The following is a 24,199-nucleotide window of genomic DNA, read 5'->3' as shown; positions in this document are numbered from 1 at the left end:
TATTATCCCAACAGATCAAACGCAAAAATGTCCCGAAGCCTTCAACGTGGTCAGCCCCGGCCGCCTGGTCCATGCTTGGCCGGCGGCGGAGGAACTCGACGCCATGCTCGAGCTCAGCGCAGAGTTCGGAAGACCGGCCGTCTTCCCCCTGCTACCCAGCCGCGACCTCCTGCCGGAGATACTCGACCCGCTGCTCGATCAGCGTACGGTGGCGCTCCCATTCGACCAGGGTCTGCCTGAGCAGGCTGACCAGCCGCTCCGCCTGACGCGTGTCGTGTCCGCCCGCCATGAGTTCACGCACGCGATCTTCCTGATCACGGAGGCGCTGCCAGCCCTCCTCAATGTCCTTGTCGGCCTTCACCAGGAGGCTCTGCTCGGCATTGAGCTGCACTGTACGTTCGGCAAGGGAGATGGCCATGACGGAGCCTTCAAACCGCCCGTTTGCCCACAGGAGGATCGAGCGACTTTAGCACGACCCGGCGGATCATGTCGGCATATTCGCGGTATTCGAGCGCCCGCGCCTCATACATCTCCCCCACGGCCGCCCGGCCGCTGCGCCGGCCGTCGGCCGCCATGCGCTGCACCAGCTCCGCGCGCTCCTCGATGATGCGCAGCGCCACGCGCAGCGCCTCGTCGACGCGCCCCTCCTGCTCCTTGGCGAGAGCATCGGCGGTGTAGCCGTGTCCCACCTGGCAGCGAACGCGCATCGGGCGCGCTTCCTTGATCTCGGACAGCACCCCGCCGCAGGCCGGACAGGTCAGCGCGACGGGCTCGGCCACCGTGGCCAAATTGTCGCTGCCGATCCGGTCGCCGGCCGCAATCTCGACCTCGAGCCTGATCTCGGGCGGGATCGGCAGCGCGGCGCCGGCCGGCTCCCTGACGAGCTCGGACAGCACGTCGCCCATGGTGGCGCCGGGCACGCAGAGGTCGACGGTGGTCGCCGCCATCGCCCGCCGCGGCATCTCGTCGGAGATTGCGTCCGAGGGGTCCTGCACCACGGCCATCCCGCCACAGCGCTTGATGGCGTTGAGGCCGGCAGCCCCATCGGACAGCAGCCCGCTGAGGAGCACGCCGATCACACGCGGGCCGTGATAGAGCGCGGCAGAGCGGAACAGGGCATCGATCGCCGGCCGCACCATGTTCTCGCGCGGTCCTCGGCCGAGGAAAACGCGATCTCCAGCGAGCAGCAAGTGATGGTCCGGCGCGCCCAAATAGACCTGGCCAGGCTCGATCTTCATGCCGTTCTCGGCCTGCCGGACCGGAAGTGGGCCGGCATTGCTGGCAACCGTCGAGAGGATGCCGATGCCTTGCGCCGGAATGTGCAGTACGATGAAGACCGCGGCCGGTAAATCCGCGGGCAGACGGCCCAAGATCTGCTTCAGCGGCGCGGTCGCCCCGGCCGAGCCCCCGATGACGATGATGTCGCGGTTGCTCATGGAACCCAGCTCCAATTGCATCGTTTGCACCAAAGTGGGTCCCAATCTTATGTTCCTATCTGACTGAGGGATTGCTGGAGGCATCATGTCCAGTTCTCGCGCATCGTCTCAACAGCGCGCGCCCCTGACAGGGCGCCGCATCCTCGTGATCGAGGACGAATATTTTCTCGCCGACGACATCGGCCATGCGCTGCGAACGCTGGGCGCCGAGATTGCTGGTCCGGTCGGGGACATTGAGGACGCGACGGCGATGCTGCACGGGGCCGGCGTACTCGATGGCGCCGTGCTCGACGTCAATATTCGGACGGAGTTGATTTATCCAATCGCCAGGGAACTCAGGGCGCGCGACGTGCCCTTCGTGTTCACCACGGGCTACGACAGGGTCAGCATCAAGCCCGAATTCCATGACGTGCCGCTCTGGGAAAAGCCGTTCGATATCGTGGCCATGGCGCAGACTGTGGCGGAGCTCGTCGGCCATCGGGGCAGGCATGACGCGCAACCCGGCGCGTCCCCGCCCACGTCTCGCAATGGAGAGTGACGTTCCATGATCTTCACACCCGATACCGCGCTCGATGAGCAGATGCTCAGCCAGTCGCGCCAGCTGGTGCGCGAGGGCTTGGCGCTGCTGCGCAGCACCGATCATCTCGTGAGCGCGCAGCGCCTACGTGATGAGCTGGAGGAAGAGCGCCGCAAGCCGCCGCGCCGGGACAGCAAGTCGGGGGACGCAGGATGATCTCAGGCGCGCAGCCGATCGAATCAGAACAGATGCGCGAAAGCCAGCCAGGCGGTCACTGCCAGGCACAGGATAATTGCGGCGTAAGGTAGCGCGAGGCGCAAGACGGCGGGCTCCCCCGGTTCAGCTCATCATCATCCAGACAATTGCCAACGTCATCACGACAAAACCCGTGACCGCAGTCGCGACAAAGGCCTGTTCGATGCGATCCATCGCCATCGCGGCCCCCCTCTGTTTTCGGCCCGTACAATTTGACGGTTTCGGGGCCGCTGCGCATTAGGCTATGTGAATCGCAGGCGCCTTTGTTGTCGGCCCGCAACACGGTTCGCGCCGCTCCGCGAGATTGCGACGGGCGTCACTCTACGACCTCGCCGTGCCCGGCTCCGCCATCTTGCGGTGCTGCTTGGCCAGCAACTCGTTCGGCGTGACGGCCGCGACCGTGGTCCGCCCGATGGCGCGGCCAACATCGCTGCACAGCAGCGCGACGAGCGCTCGATCCTGGCGCTGTTTCGCGGGCTGATGGCGCTGCGGCGCAAGCATGCCGGCCTACGACGGAGCGGTTACGCGCCGCTGCGCTCGCAGAACGACGTCCTGGCCTACAAGCGAATGGATGGCCGTAACGAATTTCTGGTCGCGCTCAATATCGCGGCTGAACCACGGACATGGCACTGGCAAGGTCGCGGCCGCCTCTTGATGTCGACGCAGCTGGACCGGCCGCCCGGGCCATTGCCGGATGCTTCCGTCCTGCTCCGGGGCAACGAGGGCGTGATCATCGTCCTCGAACCTCGGTGACGGCCCGGAGGAACCATCCGCGTCCCGAAGAGTCTCATCAACGTTTCCGGCGGCTCCCCCCGCCGCCGGAGGCAATTTGGACGAAACCGCAGCCCCGGCGCTCACGCCCCCCTTCAGGCGCCGGAGTAGCGGCGCGGGCTCAGCGGCAGGGCATATTGGAGGCAGCTCATGGGCAAGGCCAAAGGTCTTCAGCAGCGGATCGTCGGCAAGACCAAGCAGGCTGTGGGCGAGATCATCGGCGACCAGGATCTGCACGATGACGGCAAGGCGCAAGCCGAGCGTGGGCACGACGAACAGGACAAGCCGAGCGAGCTCAATCCGCTGAAAAAGCTCAAGCAGCTGACGTGAACGCAGAGCCGCGACCAGCGCTTGCCAGCGGGGCGCGGCGCACCATCGGCGAACGGCGACGTTCGCGCTGGATCGCCGCGGCCGAACTTGGCCTGATCAGCAGCACTTTCTCGACCATCGTCAGCCAGCTCTTCGCCGCCCGCATCGGCCGCGATGCCGCGGTCGACTGGATGACGGTCGCCGCCATTCCTGCGCGCGATTGGGCGATCAGCAGCGAGCCATCCTGGAGCGCGATCCTGACCGGGATCGCCTTTCACCAATGGGCGGATTTTTCCTGGGCGCTGTTCTTCTTCGGCGTGCTCGGGCGCTGGACCGCCGATTTGCGGCCGGTGACGATCCTGCTGCTGGCGCTGCCCTGGGCCGTGCTCTCTTCCGGCATGGAATGGCTCGTGCTGGTGCCGCTGTTTCCGTTCTGGCAGCCGCTGTTCACGCTGCAACAGCCCTACTGGATCGGGATGCTGGTGCATGGCTCCTCAGCCGTGATGTATCCCCTGTTCGCGCGCCTGCGCTGGAGGCACGGGAATGCGCCTGACAGCGACGTGCGGTTCACCAATATGTGGACGACCGGCGCGCTTGCCGTGATTGCGGTGCTCGGGGCGATCGCTTTGTTCGGCAACCATGGCTACGAGCCCCCATGGATGGGGCGCGACAGGGATCAAGACCAGGCCTACATCCGTCACATGACCGCGCATCATGCCCAGGGCATCGAGCTGGCGCGGGCGGCCGCGGAGCGCGCGCAGGATCCGCATCTGCGAAAGCTCGCGATGCTGATGGTCGCGAGCCAGACCGGCGAGAACCGCATCTTCGAAAATTGGTGGCTGAGCTGGTTCGACACGGAGATGCCCGACTGCAGCACGGAGGAGCGCGCGGCAATGCCGGGCTTTCTGACGTCGACCGAGATGCGACAGGTCAAGACCGCGCCGCCGGACCAGTTCGACAAATTGTTCGTCGAGACCATGAGCAGGCATCACCGGGGCGCCGCCAAGATGGCGGACCAGATTTGGCACAGCCGCGGCGATCTGCGCCTGCGCATCATGGCGCATGCCATTCGCCACGAGCAGCAGGGCGAGATCGCGCTGATGCGCGGCGCGAGCGGCCTTGCCGCCGTCACCACGGCCGTTCGCAACATGGCCGGCGACAACGTCAATCGAGCGCGAGGAACCTTGGATGGGCGAGCCGATTGAGGATCGTGGTTGCCTGAATTCAAGCGAACAGACGCAACGGATGGCCCCGCTGCGCTCAGATCAATAGGAACAATGAACAATACGGCACGTCGATATCCAGGCGCTGCGTTGCATCGGCTGACGCACCGGAGCCAACCTATCAAAAGTTAATGCCTCTTGCCGTCGTTCTCGGTCAAAGTCGGAGCCGGGCGGCCGGCCATCGGACATCACATGCAGGCAGGATTTGCTTTCTCGAAACTCGCCGATCGGCTGACGAGCCTCGTCGAATTGACCACTGACGATCTCGATCTGCTTGCGGACATGCCGAGCAGCATTGCGCATTTCGGCACGCATCAGGCCATCCTGCGGCACGGCGATGAGGCTACGCAATGCTGCCTGCTGCTCCAGGGGTATCTGTCCTGGCAGAATCACGAAAGCGCAGATGGCCAGATCACCGCGATCTGCGTTCCCGGCGACATTGCCAACCTGCATGCCCTCTATCGTCCGCGCATCGACGGCAACCTGGTCGCGCTCGGCCCTGCCGTCGTCGCCCTCGTACCGCACCGCTTCTTTCGCGAACTCGCGGCGCGTTCGCCGGCGATGTCACATGCGATGCTGTTGATGCTGCTTGCCGACCACGCCATCCAGCGCAATTGGACGGTGAATCTCGGCAGCCGGGACGCATTGGCGCGCGTGGCTCATCTGCTCTGCGAGATCACCGTTCGGCTACAAATCGTCGGGCTCGCCAAGGATTTCAGGTTGTCCTCGCCCTGCACCCAGTCCGACCTCGCCGCAGCCTGCAGCATCTCCCCGGTCCACGCCAACCGCACCATCCAGGAGCTGCGCCGCTGCAATCTGCTGCAATGGCAGGGCAAGACCTTGACGATCACGGACTGGCCGGGCCTGGTCCGGCTCGCCGGCTTCGATCCGGCCTATCTGAGCATTCGGTCCGGCGCGGACGATGCGCGGCCGCCATATGCGAGGTCGACGACGGCCGACGTCGCGGTCGCTTGATCCGCCTCGAGGAGCGCCGAAGGCGCATTGCGCGCCTTGGTGATCGCGGATCATATCCCGCTTCGCATCCTACTCGCGCCAGAACTCGGCCAGCTCTTCCGCTGTCACCAGGTCGACCTGGCCGTGGAAGCGGGTGCGATACATCGTCATGAGCGCATCGTGCCCGACGTCGGACGAGCTGCACAGCGCGTCCTCGACGATGACGACCCTGAAGCCGAGATCAACCGCGCTCAGCACCGTCGAGAGCACGCAGACGTCCGTCTCCGCGCCTGATATCACGACGGTACTGACCTTCTTTTCGACCAGCAGGCTCGCGAGACCGGCATTACTGAACGCAGAATAGGCCGGCTTATCGATGACGGCAGCTGGCGGAATGAACCGGCTCAAGGCCGGCACGAGCTCAAGAGCGGATGGCGGCAGATGTCTGCGCGTCGCCTGGTGCCAGCGATGAAAATAGCTCTGCCACTGTCCCGGGCGATCCTCTGGATCCTGCGGGGTGATGAAGCGCGTGAAGATCGTTCGCACCGGATGGCACGAAACGACCGAGACGATCGCCGGCAGAACACGCTCCATCCAGGGCGTCGCCCAGAGGCCGCCGGGAGCGAAAATGTTCTGCATGTCGATGCAGAGGTGAACGGCGTCCCGAATTGGGGCCACTTCCGACGTGCTGTCCCTCATCGTCCTCCACCGTCAAGCGCATTCGGCGACCAGTTGCGAATGCGAAGGCGAAGGCTTTGGTTCCGAACCGCCGCGGTGCCGAGGCGGACTCGGCCTCCAACGTGCGTCACGCTGGTGTGCGCTGGACGTCCTCGCCCCGGCCAGCTCCTGACGGCGCCACGTCGAGCCGGACTGCGATGCCATTCAGGTCCCGGCTTGGCGCGGGGTAGAGGTTCATGACCAGCGGATCATGGCCGGGAACGATGTGGTCAGCGCCAGGTGCCGCGGTCCGCAGCTTGTCGAAGCCCACCAGCATGTCGCCGACGTGAAACGCCGTCGTGAAGGGCCGCTCGCTGGTCATGTTCTCGTAGAAGTGACTGACGTCGGAGGCGAGCACGACAGGCCCCCGTCGCGTGTTGATGCGGACGAACTGCAGACCGGCTGAATGGCCGCCGGCTGCATGGACCGTCAGCCCGGGCGCAATCTCGGCATCGCCATCGTAGAACAACACGCGGCGCGCATAGTTCAACCGTACGATCCCGCAGATATCCTCGACCTCGAACGAATGCGACAGCCTCGGGTACTGCATATAGCGCCCGGTGGCATAGGCGAGCTCGCGCTCCTGGAGGTGAAAGCGCGCATTCGGAAACCGGTCGAAATTTCCGGCATGGTCGTAGTGCAGATGCGTGAGGATCACATCCTCGACGTCGGCCGGGTCGATATCGAACGCGCGAAGCGTCTCCACCGGGCAGCGCAGGAACGTCCGCCTGCGCTGCTTCGCGATCTCGGCGTTGAACCCGGTGTCGATGACGAAGGTGCGACCGCCTCCCCTCGCCAGCCAGATGAAATAGTCCATCGGCATCGGCCCGTCATGCGGATCGCCGCCGATGAAGTGCTCGCTCCGCTGCGCCTCCCGCGTTGCATAGCGGATGGCGAAGAGCTCGTATTCCGGGTCAGCCATGGAGTCTTCCAATCAGGCGGCGGGCCTTCAGGACCCCGCGTCGACTTCGTTGAAGGCCTCGCGCGCGTTACGGAAGGCGTCGATGCCGGCAGGAACGCCGCAATAGACGGCGACCTGGAGCAGGATCTCCTTGATCTCCTCCTTGGTCAGCCCGTTCTTCAGCGCGCCTTTGACGTGCAGCTTCAGCTCGTGCGGCCGGTTCAGCGCACCGAGCATCGCGAGATTGACGATCGAGCGCGTGCGCCGGTCGACGCCCGGCCGGGTCCACAGCGCGCCCCAGCAGAACTCGGTCGACCATTCCGCCATCGTGCGCGTGAACTCGTCGGCGCCCGCGATCGATTTGTTGACGTAGTTCTCGCCGAGCACTTCCTTGCGGACTTTGAGGCCCTTCTCGAACAGTTCAGTCTTGCTCATGATCGTCCTTTCCGGTCTTGAGAGATCCTAGTTAAGGGTTGGAATCCGTGTGGCGCGGCGCCGATGGCGGCCGCAGCGATTGCAGGAGATTGGCGACGTCATCCGCCGCCTCGAGCCACCAGATCGCATCGATGACACGGTCCGCGTCCCAATCGCTTCGACCGGTGCGCGCACCTTCGCGCAACTTCTCTTCAATGTCGTTGTCTGAAAGCGGTGCAGCCTGGCTGCCGCGCGGCGAGATGACGGTCTCGGTGAGAACCTCGCCGGACAAGAGACGCAAGGTGACGCGCGCGGCACCATCGGGCATCCCGCTGTCCAGCTCCGCCCTCACCCTCTGCCGGAATTGCGCGATATCGCGCCGGACCACCGTCTCGTGGGCGAACTCGGCAACTCCAGCCGTGCCGAGCAGCAGTCCGCAGGCCACGCAATGATGGATGCTGACGCGCGCGTCACGCGCGTTGTTGACGGGGCGATCGCCGCGGGCGAGCAGCAGCGCCGAGCCCTGCACGATCACCGATTCGATCTGGCCGGCCCGTCCAGCGATCCGCTCGCGCAATCGAAGGCAGGCGTCGATGACCGCGTGAAAGACGATTCCTGCGGGGTAAGGCTTGTAGGTATTCTTCGCGATCTCCCAGCTCTTGCCGAGACCAGCGCGCAGACGGTCAAGGTCTAGCTCGTCTCCCATGGTGCGCGCCCAGCCGAGCGGACCTTCGATGGCACGGGGGGCAGCGTCGTAACCCTGCTGCGCAAGCAGCGCGGCGAACAAACCATTGCGCGCAGCGTTGCCTACGCTGACATTCTTGGCCGCACTGGGCAGGTTCTCGACATTGCCGGCCGACTGGCCCGCCGCAATTCCGATTGCATTCGCAATCCCTTCCGCCGGCAGGCCGAGCAGCTTCGCGCACGCCGCCGCCGCGCCGAAAATCCCGCAGGTCGAGGTGATGTGCCAGCCGCGCGCGTAATGACGCGGCGAGACCGCACTGCCGATCCGGCATTCCACGTCGACACCGAGGATGAAGGCCGTCAGCACCTCGCGTCCTGACATCCTGCGCGTCTCCGCAAGCGCCAGGACAGGAGCTGCCACTGGTGCCGCCGGATGAATGATCGTGTCGGGATGGGTGTCGTCGAAGTCGAGCAGATTCGCCGAGATGGCGTTGAGAAACGAGGCGCACAACGCATCCATTCGCTCGGAATGGCCGATGACCGTCGCAGTCGCGGCGCCGCTGAACGGCGACAAGGTCCGCATGGCAGCCATCACCACCGGATCGCGTGCAGAGCCCAGTGCCGTTGCGAAGAAATTGAGAATCGAGCGCCGTGCCTCGTGACTCTGCGCCGCCACGTCCGCCCATGACGAGGCAGCGACGAAATCGGCAAGCGTCTTGCTCACACTCGGAATCGAATCTTGCGGCACGCGGGACGTCTTCCTCGTTTTCTTTCGACCTTATGCCGATCCGCGGCAAACTGTCGACCCCAAATGTTATGCTTGACAGCTTGTCTGACAATCATAACAATCCCGCCCGCTGGCGCGGGGATCCCGTCGCCGCAACGACGGCGGTCGGCGCGGCCAGCCGCCGAAATCGATCGACCAGAAGATGAAGAAAAAGGCGCGCCCGTCACGGGATCGCGCGACAGGGAGTGAACGATGGCGGGAGAGACGCTCGGCGTGATCGGCACGGGCCGCATGGGCGGCCCCATGGCGGGACGATTGATGGACGCGGGCTATTCGCTCGTCGTCTACGACACGCAGGCCGACGCGACGCAGCCGCTAGTCAAGCGCGGCGCCCTCGTCGGCAAGTCGCCGGCCGACGTCGCCTCCCGCGCCGACATCGTGCTCGCCAGCCTGCCGACACCGGATATCGTGAAGGCGGTTGCGCTCGGCCAAGACGGCATCAGCAGCGGCAACCGCGCGAAGATCGTGATCGACCTCTCGACCTCGGGTCCTGGCGCGGCGAAGCTCGTCGCCGAAGGCCTGAGCGCTAAGGGCATGACGCTGGTCGATGCGCCGGTGAGCGGCGGCATCAAGGGCGCTGTCAACGGCACCCTGGCCGTGATGGTGTCGTGCCCCCAGTCCACCTACGAGACCGTGCAGCCGATCCTCAAGAATTTCGGCAAGCTGTTCTACACCGGAGACAAGCCCGGCGTGGCGCAGACCGCCAAGCTCGCCAACAATCTGATGGCGGCCGCGGCGTTGGTCATTACTTCGGAAGCCGTCGCCATGGGCGTCAAGGGCGGCGTCAACGCCAAGGTGCTGATCGACATCATCAACGCCAGCAGCGGCCGCAACAGCGCGTCCGAAGACAAATTCCCCCGCGCGGTGCTGCCCGGCACTTTCGATTTCGGCTTCGCCACCGGCCTTTCCTACAAGGACGTTCGTCTCTGCGTGGACGAAGCTGAGGCCATGGGCGTGCCGATGGTCTGCGGCGCGGTGGTACGGCAGATGCTCGCGATCACCAACGCCAAATACGGCGCTTCGTCCGATTTCACCTCGATCGCCAAGGTGCTCGAAGAGTGGGCCGGGGTCGAGATGCGCGGGTGATTGCGCGCACCTTCAGGGAGAACGATCCGCGATGACGATCGGCCCGACCGTTTCAGGCAAGGTATCGCTCGCGCGTCAGATGGCGCGTAGCGTGCTTACGTTGGATATCGGAGATCTCGGGCCGGAGGTCATCGCCAAGGCAAAGCTCTGCCTGCTCGACTTCTTGTCCTGCGCGTTCGAGGCGGGCCACCATCCCTGGAGCCGCCAGGCCGTTGCGATCGCGCGAGGCGGCGGCAACGCAACGATCATCGGAACGTCGCAACTCTCGTCCCCGGCCGACGCGGCCTTCGCCAACGCCGTGATGGGACACGGTCTCGTGCGGGAAGACATGCATGCGGCGAGCATCGCACACCACGGCGTCGTGATCTGGCCCGCCCTGCTCGCGCTGTCGGAACAAACGCCGCTGCACGGCACGAGGCTGCTCGCGGCTGCCATCATCGGCTATGAGACCGGCGCGCGGATCGGCCGCGCGCTCCTGACCTCCGATCTCGCGCGCCTCTATCGCCCGACTGGCCTTGTGACGCCTCCGGGCGCGGCGCTCGCGGGAAGTTACGCGCTCGGCCTTTCCGAGGACCAGGCAACCAGCGCCATCGCAATCGCGGCCAATACGTCCAGCGGACTGAACGAGTGGCCGCATGCCGGCGGCTCGGACATGTATTTCCATCCGGGTTTCGCCGCCAGCAATGCGATCAAGGCAGTTGGCCTCGCCGCAGCGGGCGCGTTCGGCTCGGAGACAATCCTCGAAGGCGAGGCCGGCCTGTTCGCCGCGTATCGCCGCCAGGCCGCGCCCGACCGCATCACTCTCTTCCCGAACGGCGGATGCGAGATCATGGCCGTCTACAACAAGCCGGTGCCAGCCTGCAATTTCGCGCAGACCGCGGCACAGGCCGCGCTTCGCGTCTCGCACGAGCTTGCCAGCACCGAGGAGATCAGCAGTGTCCTCATCCGCGCGCCCGACGCCGCCGTCCGCTATCCCGGTTGCGATTCAAAAGGGCCCTATCGCAACGCGCTCCAGGCCAAGATGAGCATCCCGTTCAGCGTCGCGGCGACGCTGGCGCGGGGCGAGATCGAGGACGAGAACTACGCAGCGCTCGATGATGCCGAGATCATCCGCCTGGTTTCGATCACGGAGCTCAAGGCCGATCCGGCCTTCACCGCCGCCTTCCCCGGCAAGCAGGGCGCTGATGTGACCGTGCATCTGCGCGACGGGCGGGCCATCCGTCACGCGCTGCCCGATGTCATCGCCGCAACGCCGTCAGATATTCGCGCGCGCTTCCGCGCCGCCGCCGGCCGCGTGCTCGGCGAGGATCGCGCGCATCGGCTCGAGCAATTCGTCGACAACTGCGACCAGCTCGGCAATGCCGGAATCATCGCCGCGCAATGCCGTCTGGACGCAACGGAACGGACTTTGCGATCGGCATCATAAGAAATGCCGGAGAGTATGGGGGAAACATGGTCGACTTGGAGACCAGCGTAGCATCGTCAGCGGCCGGTGCAGACGCCGCGCGGAGGCGAGGCTGATGGAAGGATTCCTGCAAGCGCTCGCCGCGGGCCTTCTGATCGGCGCAGTGTACGGCCTGATGTGCGTCGGGCTCGGCCTGATCTTCGGCGTCATGCGGGTCATCAACTTCGCCCACGGCGATTTCATGATGCTCGGCATGTACACCGCCTTCTATCTGTTCACCGCCGCCGGCGTGCAGGCGCTGTTCGGCAACACGGTCGGCCCGTTCGTCGCCATCCTGCTGGCCGGGCCCGTGCTCGCCCTATTCGGCTATTTCGTTCATCTGGCGCTGATCTCGCACGTATCGGGGACGCGCACCGCCTCGCTCGAAGGCGAAGGCCATTACGCCCAGCTCATCCTCACGCTCGGCATCGCGCTGATCCTGCAGAACGGCGGCCTCATCGTGTTCGGCTCCGTGCTGGCCTCGATCCGCACGCCGCTGTCGAGCTCGGCCTGGGAGCTCGGCCCCTTGTTCGACATGAGCATCTTCCTGAACAAGGCGCGCAGCATCGACGCGGTTGTTTCGCTGGCGATCATGGTTCTGCTCTCGCTGCTGATCACGCGAACCCGGATCGGCAAGTCGCTCCGCGCCGCCGCGGATAACCCGACGGCAGCGACCTATATGGGCATCGACGTCGACCGCGCCCACCGTACCGCCTTCGCGCTCGGCTGCGGCATCACCGCGATTGCCGGCGGCCTGCTCGCCACCAACTATCCGTTCCACCCGTTCGTCGGCCTCGAATACGTCATCGTCATGTATGCCGGCGTCGTGCTCGGCGGCATGGGCAGCATCATCGGCGCGTTCTGGGGCGGCATGACGATCGGCCTCGTGCAGCAGATGTCGACGCTGATCCTGCCGACACAGTTGCAGAACGCTGCAATCTTCGCCGTCTTCCTCCTCATCATCTTCTTCCGCCCGCAAGGCTTCTTCGGGCGGATGGTGGAGAGGACGTGACCATGCTCCGGATGCGTTCTTTTCTGCCTCCCCTGCTCTTCACCATCGCCTATGCCGCGATCTCGCTTGGCGTCACCAATTCCTATTACCAGCTCATCCTGACGCTGGTGCCGGTGTGGGCGGTGTTCGGGCTGTCCTGGAATCTGCTCAGCGGCTACACAGGGCTGATCTCGTTCGGCCACGCCGCGTTCTTCGGCATCGGCGCCTATGCGACCGCGCTCGGCCAGATCTACTTCAACATCTCCCCCTGGCTGCTGATCCCGGTCGCCGCCATGCTCGGCGGCATCGCCGGGCTCCTGATCGGATTTCCGACCTTCCGCCTGCAGGGCCACTACTTTGCCCTGGCGATGCTCGCCTACCCGCTCGCCATCCTCTACGTGTTCGAGTGGCTCGGCTTCCAGGAGGTGACGCTTCCGATCAAGCGCGAGGCGCCGATCGCCTATATGCAATTCGCCGATCCCCACGTCTACACGCTGCTGGGGCTCGCAATCATGCTTGCCACCATCGTGCTGACGCAAGTGATCGAGCGATCCCGCTTCGGCATGGCGCTGCTCGCGATCAAGCAGAACGAGGCCGCGGCCGAGGCGGCTGGGATCAACACCCTGGCCTGGAAGCTGCGCGCCATCACGCTGAGCGGGGCAATCGCCGCCGCGATCGGCGGCTTCTACGCACAGGTGCTGCTGGTCGTGACACCGCAATCGGTGTTCGGCATGCTGGTGTCGGCACAAGCGCTGACGGTTGCGATGTTCGGCGGCGTCGGCACGGTGTGGGGTCCGGTGATCGGCTCGGTGATCCTGATCCCTCTCGCCGAGATCCTGCACGCCGAGGCCGGCGCACGCTTCCCCGGCATTCAGGGCGTGATCTTCGGCTTCGCCATCGTCTGCGTCATCCTGCTCGCACCGGAAGGACTGTTCTGGAAGTTGCGCGATCTCCTGCGCAAACGCATCGCGCCCAAATCCGCTGCTGCCAACGTCTCCGAAACATCGGCCACCAACGTCACGGCGCTGAGGCCGGCCACGCGGCAGCGCGCAGCGACCGGCGAAGTGGTGCTCGAGGTCAAGAATCTCTCGCGCTCCTTCGGCGGCCTCAAAGCGGTGCAGGATGTCAGCTTCAAGCTGCACAAGAACGAGATCCTCGGCATCATCGGTCCGAACGGCGCCGGCAAGACCACGCTATTCAATCTGCTCAATGGCTTCCTGAAGCCGAGCCAGGGCGAGGTGCTGATCGACGGCCGCAACATGTCCGGCCAGCGGCCGCACGTGATCTGCGAGGCCGGCATCGGCCGCACCTTCCAGGTCATGCGGCCGTTCCTGCGCATGTCGATCCTCGACAATGTCGTGGTCGGCGCGTACGTGCGCGCCCGATCCGACGAGGAGGCGCGCAAGCTTGCCACTGATGCGGTCGCCCGTGTCGGGCTCTCTGCCGTCGCCGACCGTGTCGCCGGCGAGCTTTCGACCAAGGAGCTGCGGCTGATGGAGCTTGCCCGCGCGATCGCGGGCCAGCCGCGCATCCTGCTGCTCGACGAGACGCTCGCCGGCCTCGGTCACGGCGAGGCGGACGAGGTCGTCGCCGTCATCCAGCAGCTCGCACGCGACGGCATGACCATCGCCATCATCGAGCACACGATGCAGGCGATGGTCCGCCTGGTCGACAGCTTCCTCGTGCTCGACCACGGCGCCGTCATCACCGAGGGCCTGCCTGAAGTCGTGACGCGCGACAGCCGCGTGATCGAGGCCTATCTCGGCAAGAAATGGGTGGGCCATGCTGCGAATTGAGCGATTGAGCGCGGGCTATTCCGCTAAGCCCGTCCTGAACGACGTCTCGATCGATGTCGGCGCGGGTCAGTTCGTTGCGATCGTCGGTCCCAACGGCGCCGGCAAGACCACGCTGTTCAAGACGATCTCTGGCATCGTGAAGCCGAGCGGCGGCGCAATTACGTTCGACGGCGTCGATCTTCTCGCGGTGCCGCCACCACAGCGCGCCCATCTCGGCATTGCCCACGTCCCCGAGGGCCGCCAGGTCTTCCCGTCACTGACCGTGATGGAGAATCTGGAAATGGGCGCGATGACCGAAAGCGGGCACCGGGACTGGCAGGCCAATATCGAGCGGATCTTCGAATGGCTGCCGGTGCTGAAGGAACGCCGCAATCAGTTCGCCGGCACCATGTCCGGCGGCCAGCAGCAGATGCTCGCGATCGGCCGCGGCCTCGCCTCCTCGCCAAAGCTCTTGATGCTGGACGAGCCCTCGATGGGGCTCGCGCCGTCGACCGCGGACTTCATCTTCGAACGCCTGATCGAGATCCGCCGCCAGTCCGGACTGACCATGCTGCTGGTCGAGCAGCGCGTCGCAGAAGCGCTGGAATCCGCCGACCGCGGTTATGTCCTCGAGGCCGGACATGTCGTGCTCGAAGGCAACAACGCCACGCTGCGCGCCGACGACCGCGTGCGGAAGGCCTATCTCGGCATGTGACAAGCACAAGAGCAATGATCAGGGAGCGAACAAAATGAACAAGACATCGAAGAGCAAGACATCGACGGGCCTGACCCGCCGCACCGTGCTGTCCGGCGCCGCCGTCGTCGGCCTCGCCGGCGTGGCGCGCGCGCAGACCCCGGCAGAAATCAAGGTCGGGCTGATCGTGCCACTGTCGGGCATCTACACCCGCCCCGGCCAGGTCATGAAGATGGGCGCCGAGATGGGCATCGACCACATCAATGCGCAAGGCGGCATCAAGGCGCTCGGCGGCGCCAAGCTGAAGCTGGTCGTGATCGATTGCGGCGACACCACCGAGAAGGCCAAGAACGCGGCGCAGCGCATGGTGGCGCAGGAGCCGGATCTGGTCGCCGCGACCGGCGCCTATCTCTCCTCCTTCACACTCGCCGTCACCGAGGTGACCGAGCGCGCCGAACTGCCGGTGCTGACGCTGTCCTATTCGGACCTTTTGACCGACCGCGGCTTCAAATACATCTTCCAGACCGCTGCAACCGCGAGCCGTCAGTCAGAGCTCGGCCTGCCGACGCTGATGAAGCTCGCCGAGAACGCCTCGGGCAAGAAGCCCAAGACCGTGGCGATGCTGATGGACAACACCGCGACATCGGTCGCCACGGCCAAGGCGCTCAAGGAAAAGCTGTTCGCGCAGGAAGGCCTCCAGCTCGCGGTCGAGGAAGTGTGGACGCCGCCGCTGTCGGATGCCACGCCACTGATCCAGAAGGTTCGATCGGCCAAGCCTAATCTGCTGCTGTTCATGCCGAATGCGGTGTCGGACGCCAAGCTCGGCCTGGAGAAGATCAGCGAGTTCGGTCTCGGTCAGGGCAAGATTCCGACCGTGTCTTTCAGCATCACCATCGCCGAGCCGGATATGCTCCAGAGCGTGAGCCCGGAAACCGTGCAGGGCATCATGACCATCGTTGCCAATTGGGGCGCGAAGGGCCACGAGGCCCTGATCGCCGAGCTCAAGGCCAAATACAAGGAGCCCTGGATGACGCAGAACGTCATCTCGACCTATGGCGACATGTGGCTGATGAAGGAAGCGCTGGAGAAGGCCGGAAAAGCCGACCGCAATGCGGTCGCACAGGCCTTCCGCACCATGGATGCCGGTCCGTCGAAATACTATCCGGGCGGTCAGCTCAAATTCGACGAGAAGGGCCGCAGGATCGGCGCCGGCGTCGTCATCGTGCAGTGGCAATCGGGCGTGCCAGTCACCGTTTATCCGCCCGAGCTCGCGCAGGCGCAGCCGTTCTGGCCGCAGAGATCATAGAGCCTCGCGCAATTTTTCAGGGAGGAGAATTGTCATGAGCAAGATCAGGATCACCCGACGAACGTTACTCGCCGGAGCCTCCGGCACGCTGATCGCATCCCGCGCCTGGGCCCAGCAACCCTCGGAGGTCAAGGTCGGCCTGCTGGTGCCGATCTCCGGGCTCTATGCTCGTCCGGGAACGGTGATGCGCGAAGGCGCCGAGATGGCAGTCGAGCACATCAACGCGCAAGGCGGCATCAAGGCGCTCGGCGGCGCCAAGCTGAAGCTCGTCGTGCTCGATTCCGGCGACACCACGGAAAAAGCCAAGAACGCCGCCCAGCGCATGGTGGCGCAGGAGAGCGACCTGGTCGCGGCAAGCGGCGCCTATCTGTCCTCGTTCACGCTCGCGGTCACCGAGGTCACCGAACGCGCCAACCTGCCCGTCCTCACCCTCTCCTACTCCGACCTGATCACGGATCGCGGCTTCAAATACGTGTTCCAGACCTCGGCCACGGCGGGCTCCCAGGCACGACAGGCGTTGCCGCAGATCATCAAGCTGGCGGAGACGGCATCCGGCAAGCGGCCGAAGACGGTCGCGATCCTCACCGACAACACCGCGGCGTCCATCGCTTCCGCAAAGTCGATGCGCGAGGGGTTGCTGGCGGAGAACCAGCTCCAGCTGGTCGTCGACGAGACGTTCACGCCGCCGCTCGCGGATGCGACGTCGCTGGTGCAGAAGATCCGCTCGGCCAAGCCCGATCTGCTCTTCTTCCTGCCGACGGTGATCTCGGACGCCAAGCTGCTGCTCGAGAAGATGAACGAATTCGGCCTCGGCCAGGGCAAGGTGCCGACGATCTCGTTCGGCATCGCCATCGCCGAGCCGGACATGCTGCAGACCGTCAGCCCCGAACTGCTTCAAGGCGTGCTCACATGCGTCGCCAGCTGGGGCGCCAAGGGCCACGAGGCGCTGATCGCCGAATTGAAGACCCGCTACAAGGAGCCGTGGATGACGCAGAACGCGATCTCCACCTATGGCGACATGTGGGTGATCAAGGACGCGCTGGAGAAGGCCGGCAAGGCCGACCGCATCGCCATCGGCGAAGCGCTGCGCACCATGGATGCCGGCCCCTCGAAATATTACCCGCTGGGCGAGATTAAGTTCGACGAGAAAGGCCGCCGCGTCGGCGCCGGCATGACCATCGTGCAGTGGCAATCCGGCGTGCCGGTGACGGTGTTCCCGCCCGAACTGGAGCTGGCAAAACCGTTCTGGCCGAAGAGCTGACAACGCCCGAACAAGAAACGGAGAACAGAATGGACAAGGCGACCTATGACCGCGGTCTCGAAATCCGCAAAGCCGTGCTCGGCAACGAGTTCGTCGACAAGGCAATCGCATCTGCCGACGAGTTCAACCGCCCGATGCAGGACCTCACCACGGAATATTGCTGGGGTTACGTCTGGGGGCGCGAGGGACTGACGCGGAAGACGCGCAGCTTTCTCAACCTAGCAATGCTCTGCGCGCTCAACCGCCCGCATGAGCTGAAGACCCATGTCCGCGGCGCGCTCGCCAACGGCGCGACCCGCGAGGAGATCCGCGAGGTCTTCATGCAGGTTGCGATCTATTGCGGCGTGCCGGCGGGTGTCGATGCGTTCCGGAACGCGAAGGAAGTCTTTGCCGAGCTCGACAAGGCATAACGGAGCATAGCGGCGATGAAGGGCAAATGGGCGCTCGTGACCGGTGCGGCGGCAGGCCTTGGCCTCGCCGTGGCAGAAGGCCTGGCCGGCGCGGGCGCCAACATTGTCCTCCACGATCTCGCGGCACCGAGACAAGCCGCGGATGATCTCCGCGCCCGCTTCGGCGTCGAGACGATTGCGGCCGGCGTCGATCTGTCCCAGCGCGAGGCAATCGAGGCGATGATGGCGGACCTGCTCGGCCGCTGCGGCGCCATCGATATCCTCGTGAACAACGCCGTCGTCAGGCACTTCTCTGCGATCGAACAATTCCCGCCCGAGAAATGGGAGCAGGCGCTGGCCGTCAACCTTTCGGCGCCGTTCAACCTGATCCGCCTTGCCCTGCCGGCGATGAAGCAATGCGGCTGGGGCCGGATCATCAACATGGGTTCGATCTATTCGAGCCGAGCGGTCGAGGACCGCATCGACTACGTCACCACCAAGACGGCAATTCTCGGCATGACCCGCGCCGTGGCCATCGAGACCGCCCGCAGCGGCATCACCTGCAACACGCTCTGCCCCGGCACGCTGCCGACGCCCGCCATTCTGAACAAGATCGCCACGATGGCGGCCAATAGCGGCCGTCCGGTCGACGATGTGACCCGCGAGTATCTCGGCGCGCGCCAGCCCACGCAGCGTTTCATCGAAATGGATGCCGTCGCCGCCATGGTCGTCTTTCTCTGCGGTCCCGCGGCAAATGACATCACCGGCGCCAGCCTGCCGATCGATGGCGGCTGGTCCATCGCATGAGAGCATGAAATGGGAGTGTTGCGATGACTGAAGCATCGGGCCAGATCGTCGTCCTGACCGGCGCCGCCGGCGGCATGGGGCGCGCCATCACCAAGGCACTGCTGGAAAGTGGCCGCCGCGTCGTGCTGGTCGATCGCGACGCCAAGGCCCTTCAGGAGCTGGCGGCAACGGCGGGCGATGCGATGTTTCCGATCCAGCTCGACGTCAGCGATGCGCAGGCCGTGGATCGCCTGCCGGAGGCTATCCCAGCACATTTCAATCCTGTCGAAATCCTCATCAACAATGCCGGCCACGACATCGGCGGGCGGACGCGTTTCGACGTCGGCTCCGCGGACGACTGGTCCAACATCATCCAAACCAATCTGATCGGCCTGATGCGCGTCACCCACGCGCTCCTCCCCGACATGGTCCGGCGCAACGCCGGGCATATCGTCAACATCAGCTCCATCAACGCCGTCCGTATAATCCCGGATATGGCCGCCTACAGCACCAGCAAGGCGGGCGTGCACATGTTCACCGAGACCCTCCGGGGCGAACTGGCGGACACCGCGATCCGGGTCACCGAGCTGCAGCCCGGCCTGACCCGGACCAACATCATCCTGACCCGCTACCGCGGCGACAAGCAGAGGGAAAAGGACTATTTCGACCAGTTCAGGATGGCGCTCGAGCCGGCCGACATCGCCCGTTCGATCGTCTTTGCCCTTGACCAGCCCGCCCACGTTCAAATTGCCGAACTGATGATTCTGCCTGTAAACCGGTATTGAATCATCCCAACCAAGGCCGGAACATGGAAAGACGCCGCGAATTGCAGTCGACACTCCGCATCGATGACGTACCAACCGTCCGAGCGATGGTGGCGCAAAAGCTGCGCGAGGCGATCATGTCCGGCACGCTGAAACCGGGCCAGCGTCTGGTGGAGCGCGAGCTCTGCGAGATGATGGGCGTCAGTCGCCCCTCGATCCGGGAGGCGCTGCGTGTCCTCGAGGCCGACGGACTGGTCAATACGGTCCCGCACCGCGGCCCCGTGGTTTCCACGATCAGCCTCGAAGAGGCCCGGCAGCTCTACGCGGCGCGCGCGGTGCTCGAAGGCTTCGCCGGCCGCGAATGCGCCCGGCTTCACGATCCGGAAGTGGCTCGCCGGATCGGGGAAGCCCTGACGCGGCTGAAGGCAGCCGCGGCAAGGCAGGACCTCGTCGGATGCCTGGAAGCCAAGACCGACTTTTACGCCGCTCTGATCGGTGGCTGCCGCAACGCGTTCATCGAGCGCATGCTCAAGCCGCTGCATGACCGGATCCAGCTGTTGCGGATCACCTCGATGTCGCAGCCGAAGCGGATCAACAAGAGCCTGCGCGAGGTCACCGCGATCTGGCGCGCGATCCAGAACGGCGATCCGGATCTCGCCGAGCGCTGCTGCGTCGACCACATCAACGCGGCTGCGGTGGCCGCGCTCGACATGATCGAAAAATCGTCGGCAGCCAAGGAGGCGGCGCCTTCCGACGACTAAAACATTGCCGCCAGGGAGTGTTCGATGACGTATCTCGTACGATCGCTGATCCTGTTTGTCCTGCTCTATCCCTGCGGCGCGGCCATCGCGGACGACTATCCCTCACGCCCGGTCACGATGATCGTGCCCTTCTCCGCCGGTGGTCCCGGCGACGTGATCGCGCGCATCCTCGGCGGCGCCATGAGCGCGACGCTGAAACAGTCGATCGTGATTGAAAATGTCGTCGGCGCCGGCGGCACGCTCGGCACCAACCGTGTCGCCAAGGCGGCCCCCGACGGCTACACGCTGCTCCTGATGCATGTCGGCCAGGCCACCGCACCTGCCCTTTATGCCAAGCTGCCGTTCGATCCGGTCGGGGACTTCGCTACGATCGGGCTCGTCACCGACGTCCCGATGATCCTCGTGGCGCGGCCGAACTTTCCAGCCAAGGATCTCAAAGACCTCATCGCGCAGATCCGCAACGCCGGCGACAAGATCACCTTCGGCAATGTCGGTCTCGGCTCAGCCTCGCAGCTCTGCGGTTTGATGTTCATGAGCGCGACAGATACCAAGCTCACGCCAATCTATTACAAAGGCGGCGGGCCGGCACTGAACGACGTCATCGCCGGCCACATCGACGTCTATTGCGATCCCGCGACCGGACCGACGCCCTATATCCAGTCGAGCACGATCAAAGGCTACGCGATCACCAGCAGGAAGCGCGTGGCGACGCTGCCTGAGGTGCCGACCTCGGCCGAAGCCGGCGTTCCCGCCTTCGATGTGACGACGTGGTACGGTCTTTACGCGCCGCGCGGGACGCCGACGCCCGTCGTCGACCAACTCGTGGGCGCGCTGCAGACGGCGTTGAAGGACCCGGCGCTGATCAGCCGCTTTGCCGAACTCAGCATGGCCCCAGTGGAGCCTGAGCGCGCGACCCCGGACGCCCTCGAAGCTTTCCTGAAAGCTGAGATCGGCAAATGGGGAAAGATCATCAAGGCGGCTGGAATCGAGCCGCAGTAACGTCAGCCGCAAGGAGGCGACGAACGGTTACGAAAGCACTGTGCGGTCCTCCTACACTGCGGCGGCACTGGGTTCGATCGTTGAGCTTGGGTTCGCGCGTCCAGGCGGCCGGCTTGCCATATCGCCGGACGACCGCGCTGGGGCATCGACTGTCGAAATCCGATGACCGTCGCAGGCCCCACGACAACGCTCTTCCACTGCCGCCGGCAACAGCATATGGATTTCGGTTTCATCGCCCTGTTCGACGACGTGTGACGCATGGATCTCACCGCTGAAACCGCGACCGTCCCCGCCCACCGCGGCTCGCCGCTCGAGGTGCTGCGCATCTTCCTCAAGCTCGGGCTGACCTGCTTCGGCGGCCCGATCGCCCACATCGGCTACTTCCGCGACGAGTTCGTCGTGCGGCGGAAGTGGATCGACGAGCACGCCTATGCCGACTTGGTCGGCCTGTGCCAATTCCTGCCGGGCCCCGCCAGCAGCCAGGTCGGATTCTCGATCGGGCTGATGCGCGCCGGTTACCTGGGTGCCCTCGCCGCCTGGACCGGCTTCACGCTGCCGTCAGCCGCGGCACTTGTCCTCTTCGCCTATGGGGCCGGGGCGTTGACCGGGCCGGTCGGGGCCGGCCTGCTGCACGGGTTGAAGCTGACGGCGGTCGCGATCGTGGCGCAGGCAGTCTGGGGCATGGCGCGCAACCTCTGTCCGGACCGCGAGCGCGCGTCGATCGCGGTGGTGGCGGCACTGATCATCCTCTTCAGCACGGCGTCGATTGCACAGATCGGCGCGATCGTCCTCGGCGGCCTCGCCGGTCTTTGGCTGTGCCGGAGCGAGGCGGCTGCGCCGTCTGGGCACGTCGAAATTCCGGTGTCGCGAACCGTTGGCCTGATCACGCTTGGGATGTTCTTCATTCTGCTGGTGGGGCTTCCCGCGTTACGCGGGTTGACGGGATCCTCAGGCGTCGCCTTGTTCGACGCGTTCTATCGCTCCGGCGCGCTCGTCTTCGGCGGCGGTCATGTCGTGCTCCCTCTCCTCCGCGAGGCCTTCGTCGCGCCGGGCTGGCTGAGCGACGATGCCTTCCTCGCCGGCTATGGTGCCGCTCAGGCGGTGCCCGGTCCGCTTTTCACCTTCGCGGCCTATCTCGGCACGGTGGTCACTCCGGATCCGCACGGGCTTGCCGGCGCCGTGCTTGGCCTCGCCGGCATCTTCCTGCCGGGGATCCTGATTCTGCTCGGCGCCCTGCCGTTCTGGGATTCGTTCCGGAAGCGGGCCGGCGCCCAGGCCATGATGCGGGGCGTCAACGCCGCGGTGGTCGGCGTGCTCGGCGCTGCATTGTACGATCCGGTATGGACGACGACCGTGCACGCGCCGAGAGATTTCGGCATCGCGCTTGCCGGCTTCGTCCTGCTGGTGGCGTGGCGCGCTCCTCCGCTCCTCGTCGTCGCCTTCAGCGCCGTGGCCGGCGTCGCGACGACGCTGATTTGACCGCTGGGCACGCAAGAAAACTCGGCACCCACGCGTACCACCGGCTTTCTTTCAAGGCCAGTGTCCGACGCCAAGCCGCATTATCTGACTATGCCAGAATTGGCATAGTCAGATAATGAAGGAAGTGAGGTGGCACGGCAGCAGCCGGTCCGATGTCGAAGCCTTCCCGAACGACGCGTGACGCGAAGCTGGATATCAATTGTTTCAGGTTCAGATCGGCGAAAATCCTTCTGACTGGAAGCCCATGTCGTCGGTCGGCCCCGGCGTTCGCGAGATCAGGATACGTCAGGCATCCGGCGCTTACCGGATCATCTACCTGACCACGATCGGCGACGTTGTTCACGTGCTGCATGCGTTCCAGAAGAAAACACAGGCAACGGCCAAACGGGACATCGACGTCGCCAAAGCGCGGCTCAGACAGATCAGGTGACGATAATGGCAAGATCAGTATTCCACGACCTCTTCTCCGAGGAAGAAGCCGCAGAGCTTGAGATGCGCGCCAAGTTGCTTTCCGGGATCAACAAATGGCTGAACAAGTCCGGATTGACGCAGACCGAGGCGGCGGAACAACTCGGGGTTACCCAGGCTCGGATATCGGAGATCAAGAACGGAAAGATCAACCGGTTCAGCCTGAGCATGCTGGTCCGGCTTGCGCAGCGCGCGGGGCTACGCCCCGGGATCAAGCTACAGAAGGCGGCGTGACAGTCGAGATTGGCATAGTTGAACATTAGCGGCAGAGACGCTCTCCGCCACGTCACATCGCAAACGTCACATCGCAATACGGCCGCCCTGAGCGGCGACGTTGGCGATCTGTTGGCAAAGCGGGCTGCCAAACTGCTGCCCGACACTGACGACGAGCTCAACAACATCGCAACCGAAGAATATCGTCGGGCGCTTTTTGAGTGGGATAACGACGACGACCGTCCACCATTCACCAAGCACGATATTTGGATGGCCCTGATGGACGATAGCTAACCGGAGCCCCCTCTCCCTTCGCCTTCCGCCTTGGTCGACCTACGTGCCGCAAGAATGATGGAGAACTACGGCTTGAATAGGGGCTGTCATGGAATCGCTAGGCGAGACAATCAACTTGAAAGATGACGAAGATGAAGGCGACCATCCAACTGAACCCCGGGAAGGATAGAAACGCTCGGATAGCTTTCGTAGCCACAGCAGTCGTAATCCGACGAAAAAAACTCAGCGATTTCAACGCCAAGCTTGAGGCTGGTGCGCTCGGAGGGCGGTCGCATTTCCTGTGATTTCAATGGCTTATCCTGGCAATGGCGATCGAAAGGTTCATTTCGACCCACACGGGACCCTTTCAGCCTTCGAGGGGCAGGCGAATTAAGACGGCACGACAGGCTGTTGGTATCTCTGTTGGTATCGGCGACAATCGAAGCGGCTGTCGGCCCGGGGGACCACGCTTCGCGTGGCGCAGCCACGAATCGACGCTAGTTCTGGTTGAAGGTGAGCATTTGTTCGTGCAGCCGTGATAT

General features: G+C 64.7%; 27 protein-coding genes and 1 pseudogene. 22 read left to right on the top strand and 6 right to left on the bottom strand.

Features of this window, described 5'->3' with window-relative positions:
* Positions 1-151: 151 nt before the first annotated feature.
* Positions 152-418, bottom strand: a complete 267-nt coding sequence (locus CVM73_RS16820) for a hypothetical protein (RefSeq protein ID WP_100233066.1) — start codon at positions 416-418, stop codon at positions 152-154.
* A 10-nt stretch (positions 419-428) separates the two neighbouring features.
* Complete coding sequence (locus CVM73_RS16815) at positions 429-1,436, bottom strand: chemotaxis protein CheB (protein WP_100233133.1); 1,008 nt, start codon at positions 1,434-1,436, stop codon at positions 429-431.
* Positions 1,437-1,581: 145 nt separating this feature from the next.
* Here CVM73_RS16815 and CVM73_RS16810 point away from each other — a divergent pair, with 145 nt between their 5' ends.
* From CVM73_RS16810 to CVM73_RS16780, 6 genes are all read left to right on the top strand, one after another.
* Positions 1,582-1,974 carry a response regulator gene (locus tag CVM73_RS16810; RefSeq protein WP_430641303.1) on the top strand — a complete coding sequence of 131 codons (393 nt, stop codon included), beginning with the start codon at positions 1,582-1,584 and terminating at the stop codon, positions 1,972-1,974.
* A gap of 6 nt (positions 1,975-1,980) precedes the next feature.
* On the top strand, positions 1,981-2,169 hold the full coding sequence (locus CVM73_RS16805) for a hypothetical protein (protein WP_100233064.1): 189 nt from the start codon (positions 1,981-1,983) through the stop codon (positions 2,167-2,169).
* A 396-nt stretch (positions 2,170-2,565) separates the two neighbouring features.
* Positions 2,566-2,961: a DUF3459 domain-containing protein gene (locus tag CVM73_RS16795; protein ID WP_245452315.1), complete on the top strand. Its 396-nt coding sequence runs from the start codon at positions 2,566-2,568 to the stop codon at positions 2,959-2,961.
* Between the two features lie 168 nt (positions 2,962-3,129).
* On the top strand, positions 3,130-3,309 hold the full coding sequence (locus tag CVM73_RS16790) for a CsbD family protein (RefSeq protein ID WP_100233062.1): 180 nt from the start codon (positions 3,130-3,132) through the stop codon (positions 3,307-3,309).
* Positions 3,306-4,493, top strand: a complete 1,188-nt coding sequence (locus tag CVM73_RS16785; protein ID WP_100233061.1) for a DUF305 domain-containing protein — start codon at positions 3,306-3,308, stop codon at positions 4,491-4,493. The genes CVM73_RS16790 and CVM73_RS16785 overlap by 4 nt, the downstream gene beginning before the upstream one ends.
* Before the next feature lie 210 nt (positions 4,494-4,703).
* Positions 4,704-5,486: a Crp/Fnr family transcriptional regulator gene (locus CVM73_RS16780; protein WP_100233132.1), complete on the top strand. Its 783-nt coding sequence runs from the start codon at positions 4,704-4,706 to the stop codon at positions 5,484-5,486.
* Between the two features lie 69 nt (positions 5,487-5,555).
* On the opposite strand, the gene CVM73_RS16775 is transcribed toward CVM73_RS16780, so the two are convergent.
* The 4 genes from CVM73_RS16775 to CVM73_RS16760 all read right to left on the bottom strand — a co-directional run bounded on the left by CVM73_RS16775 (position 5,556) and on the right by CVM73_RS16760 (position 8,905).
* Complete coding sequence (locus tag CVM73_RS16775) at positions 5,556-6,164, bottom strand: cysteine hydrolase family protein (protein ID WP_100233060.1); 609 nt, start codon at positions 6,162-6,164, stop codon at positions 5,556-5,558.
* 106 nt (positions 6,165-6,270) lie between these two features.
* Positions 6,271-7,104 carry an N-acyl homoserine lactonase family protein gene (locus CVM73_RS16770; protein ID WP_100233059.1) on the bottom strand — a complete coding sequence of 278 codons (834 nt, stop codon included), beginning with the start codon at positions 7,102-7,104 and terminating at the stop codon, positions 6,271-6,273.
* Positions 7,105-7,131: 27 nt separating this feature from the next.
* Positions 7,132-7,518, bottom strand: a complete 387-nt coding sequence (locus tag CVM73_RS16765; RefSeq protein WP_100233058.1) for a carboxymuconolactone decarboxylase family protein — start codon at positions 7,516-7,518, stop codon at positions 7,132-7,134.
* A gap of 31 nt (positions 7,519-7,549) precedes the next feature.
* Positions 7,550-8,905 carry an MmgE/PrpD family protein gene (locus CVM73_RS16760; RefSeq protein WP_245452314.1) on the bottom strand — a complete coding sequence of 452 codons (1,356 nt, stop codon included), beginning with the start codon at positions 8,903-8,905 and terminating at the stop codon, positions 7,550-7,552.
* 255 nt (positions 8,906-9,160) lie between these two features.
* On the opposite strand from CVM73_RS16760, the gene CVM73_RS16755 reads away from it, so the two are divergent.
* The 16 genes and pseudogenes from CVM73_RS16755 to CVM73_RS16680 all read left to right on the top strand — a co-directional run bounded on the left by CVM73_RS16755 (position 9,161) and on the right by CVM73_RS16680 (position 23,678).
* Positions 9,161-10,054: an NAD(P)-dependent oxidoreductase gene (locus CVM73_RS16755; protein WP_100233056.1), complete on the top strand. Its 894-nt coding sequence runs from the start codon at positions 9,161-9,163 to the stop codon at positions 10,052-10,054.
* Between the two features lie 31 nt (positions 10,055-10,085).
* A complete protein-coding gene (locus CVM73_RS16750; protein ID WP_100233055.1) occupies positions 10,086-11,480 on the top strand; it encodes an MmgE/PrpD family protein in 1,395 nt (464 codons plus the stop codon).
* A 94-nt stretch (positions 11,481-11,574) separates the two neighbouring features.
* Complete coding sequence (locus tag CVM73_RS16745) at positions 11,575-12,510, top strand: branched-chain amino acid ABC transporter permease (RefSeq protein WP_100233054.1); 936 nt, start codon at positions 11,575-11,577, stop codon at positions 12,508-12,510.
* A 2-nt stretch (positions 12,511-12,512) separates the two neighbouring features.
* A complete protein-coding gene (locus CVM73_RS16740) occupies positions 12,513-14,285 on the top strand; it encodes a branched-chain amino acid ABC transporter ATP-binding protein/permease (protein WP_208639214.1) in 1,773 nt (590 codons plus the stop codon).
* Complete coding sequence (locus tag CVM73_RS16735; protein WP_100233052.1) at positions 14,272-14,979, top strand: ABC transporter ATP-binding protein; 708 nt, start codon at positions 14,272-14,274, stop codon at positions 14,977-14,979. Before CVM73_RS16740 ends, CVM73_RS16735 begins: the two co-directional genes overlap by 14 nt.
* A gap of 34 nt (positions 14,980-15,013) precedes the next feature.
* The gene (locus CVM73_RS16730) at positions 15,014-16,264 is read left to right on the top strand and encodes an ABC transporter substrate-binding protein (protein WP_100233051.1); all 1,251 of its coding nucleotides are present in this window, start codon (positions 15,014-15,016) and stop codon (positions 16,262-16,264) included.
* Positions 16,265-16,298: 34 nt separating this feature from the next.
* On the top strand, positions 16,299-17,525 hold the full coding sequence (locus CVM73_RS16725; protein ID WP_100233050.1) for an ABC transporter substrate-binding protein: 1,227 nt from the start codon (positions 16,299-16,301) through the stop codon (positions 17,523-17,525).
* 29 nt (positions 17,526-17,554) lie between these two features.
* Entirely contained in the window at positions 17,555-17,935 is a 381-nt protein-coding gene (locus tag CVM73_RS16720) for a carboxymuconolactone decarboxylase family protein (RefSeq protein ID WP_100233049.1), read from the top strand.
* Between the two features lie 15 nt (positions 17,936-17,950).
* Positions 17,951-18,721, top strand: coding sequence for an SDR family oxidoreductase (locus CVM73_RS16715; protein WP_100233048.1), 771 nt, complete (start codon positions 17,951-17,953; stop codon positions 18,719-18,721).
* Positions 18,722-18,744: 23 nt separating this feature from the next.
* Positions 18,745-19,485 carry an SDR family oxidoreductase gene (locus CVM73_RS16710; RefSeq protein WP_100233047.1) on the top strand — a complete coding sequence of 247 codons (741 nt, stop codon included), beginning with the start codon at positions 18,745-18,747 and terminating at the stop codon, positions 19,483-19,485.
* A gap of 23 nt (positions 19,486-19,508) precedes the next feature.
* Positions 19,509-20,225, top strand: a complete 717-nt coding sequence (locus CVM73_RS16705; protein ID WP_100233131.1) for a GntR family transcriptional regulator — start codon at positions 19,509-19,511, stop codon at positions 20,223-20,225.
* Positions 20,226-20,249: 24 nt separating this feature from the next.
* On the top strand, positions 20,250-21,224 hold the full coding sequence (locus CVM73_RS16700) for a tripartite tricarboxylate transporter substrate-binding protein (protein WP_100233046.1): 975 nt from the start codon (positions 20,250-20,252) through the stop codon (positions 21,222-21,224).
* A 258-nt stretch (positions 21,225-21,482) separates the two neighbouring features.
* Positions 21,483-22,703 carry a chromate efflux transporter gene (gene chrA, locus CVM73_RS16695; protein ID WP_100233045.1) on the top strand — a complete coding sequence of 407 codons (1,221 nt, stop codon included), beginning with the start codon at positions 21,483-21,485 and terminating at the stop codon, positions 22,701-22,703.
* A 115-nt stretch (positions 22,704-22,818) separates the two neighbouring features.
* Positions 22,819-23,133 (top strand): annotated as a pseudogene (locus CVM73_RS16690) (type II toxin-antitoxin system RelE/ParE family toxin).
* Positions 23,134-23,138: 5 nt separating this feature from the next.
* Positions 23,139-23,405, top strand: coding sequence for a helix-turn-helix domain-containing protein (locus CVM73_RS16685; protein WP_158237573.1), 267 nt, complete (start codon positions 23,139-23,141; stop codon positions 23,403-23,405).
* A gap of 18 nt (positions 23,406-23,423) precedes the next feature.
* Positions 23,424-23,678, top strand: a complete 255-nt coding sequence (locus CVM73_RS16680) for a hypothetical protein (RefSeq protein ID WP_100233043.1) — start codon at positions 23,424-23,426, stop codon at positions 23,676-23,678.
* Positions 23,679-24,199: the final 521 nt, after the last annotated feature.

It is taken from the genome of Bradyrhizobium forestalis (assembly GCF_002795245.1).
GTDB lineage: Bacteria > Pseudomonadota > Alphaproteobacteria > Rhizobiales > Xanthobacteraceae > Bradyrhizobium > Bradyrhizobium forestalis.
The sequence above is the reverse complement of the archived record's forward strand: the minus strand, read 5'-3'. Positions and strand labels throughout refer to the sequence as shown.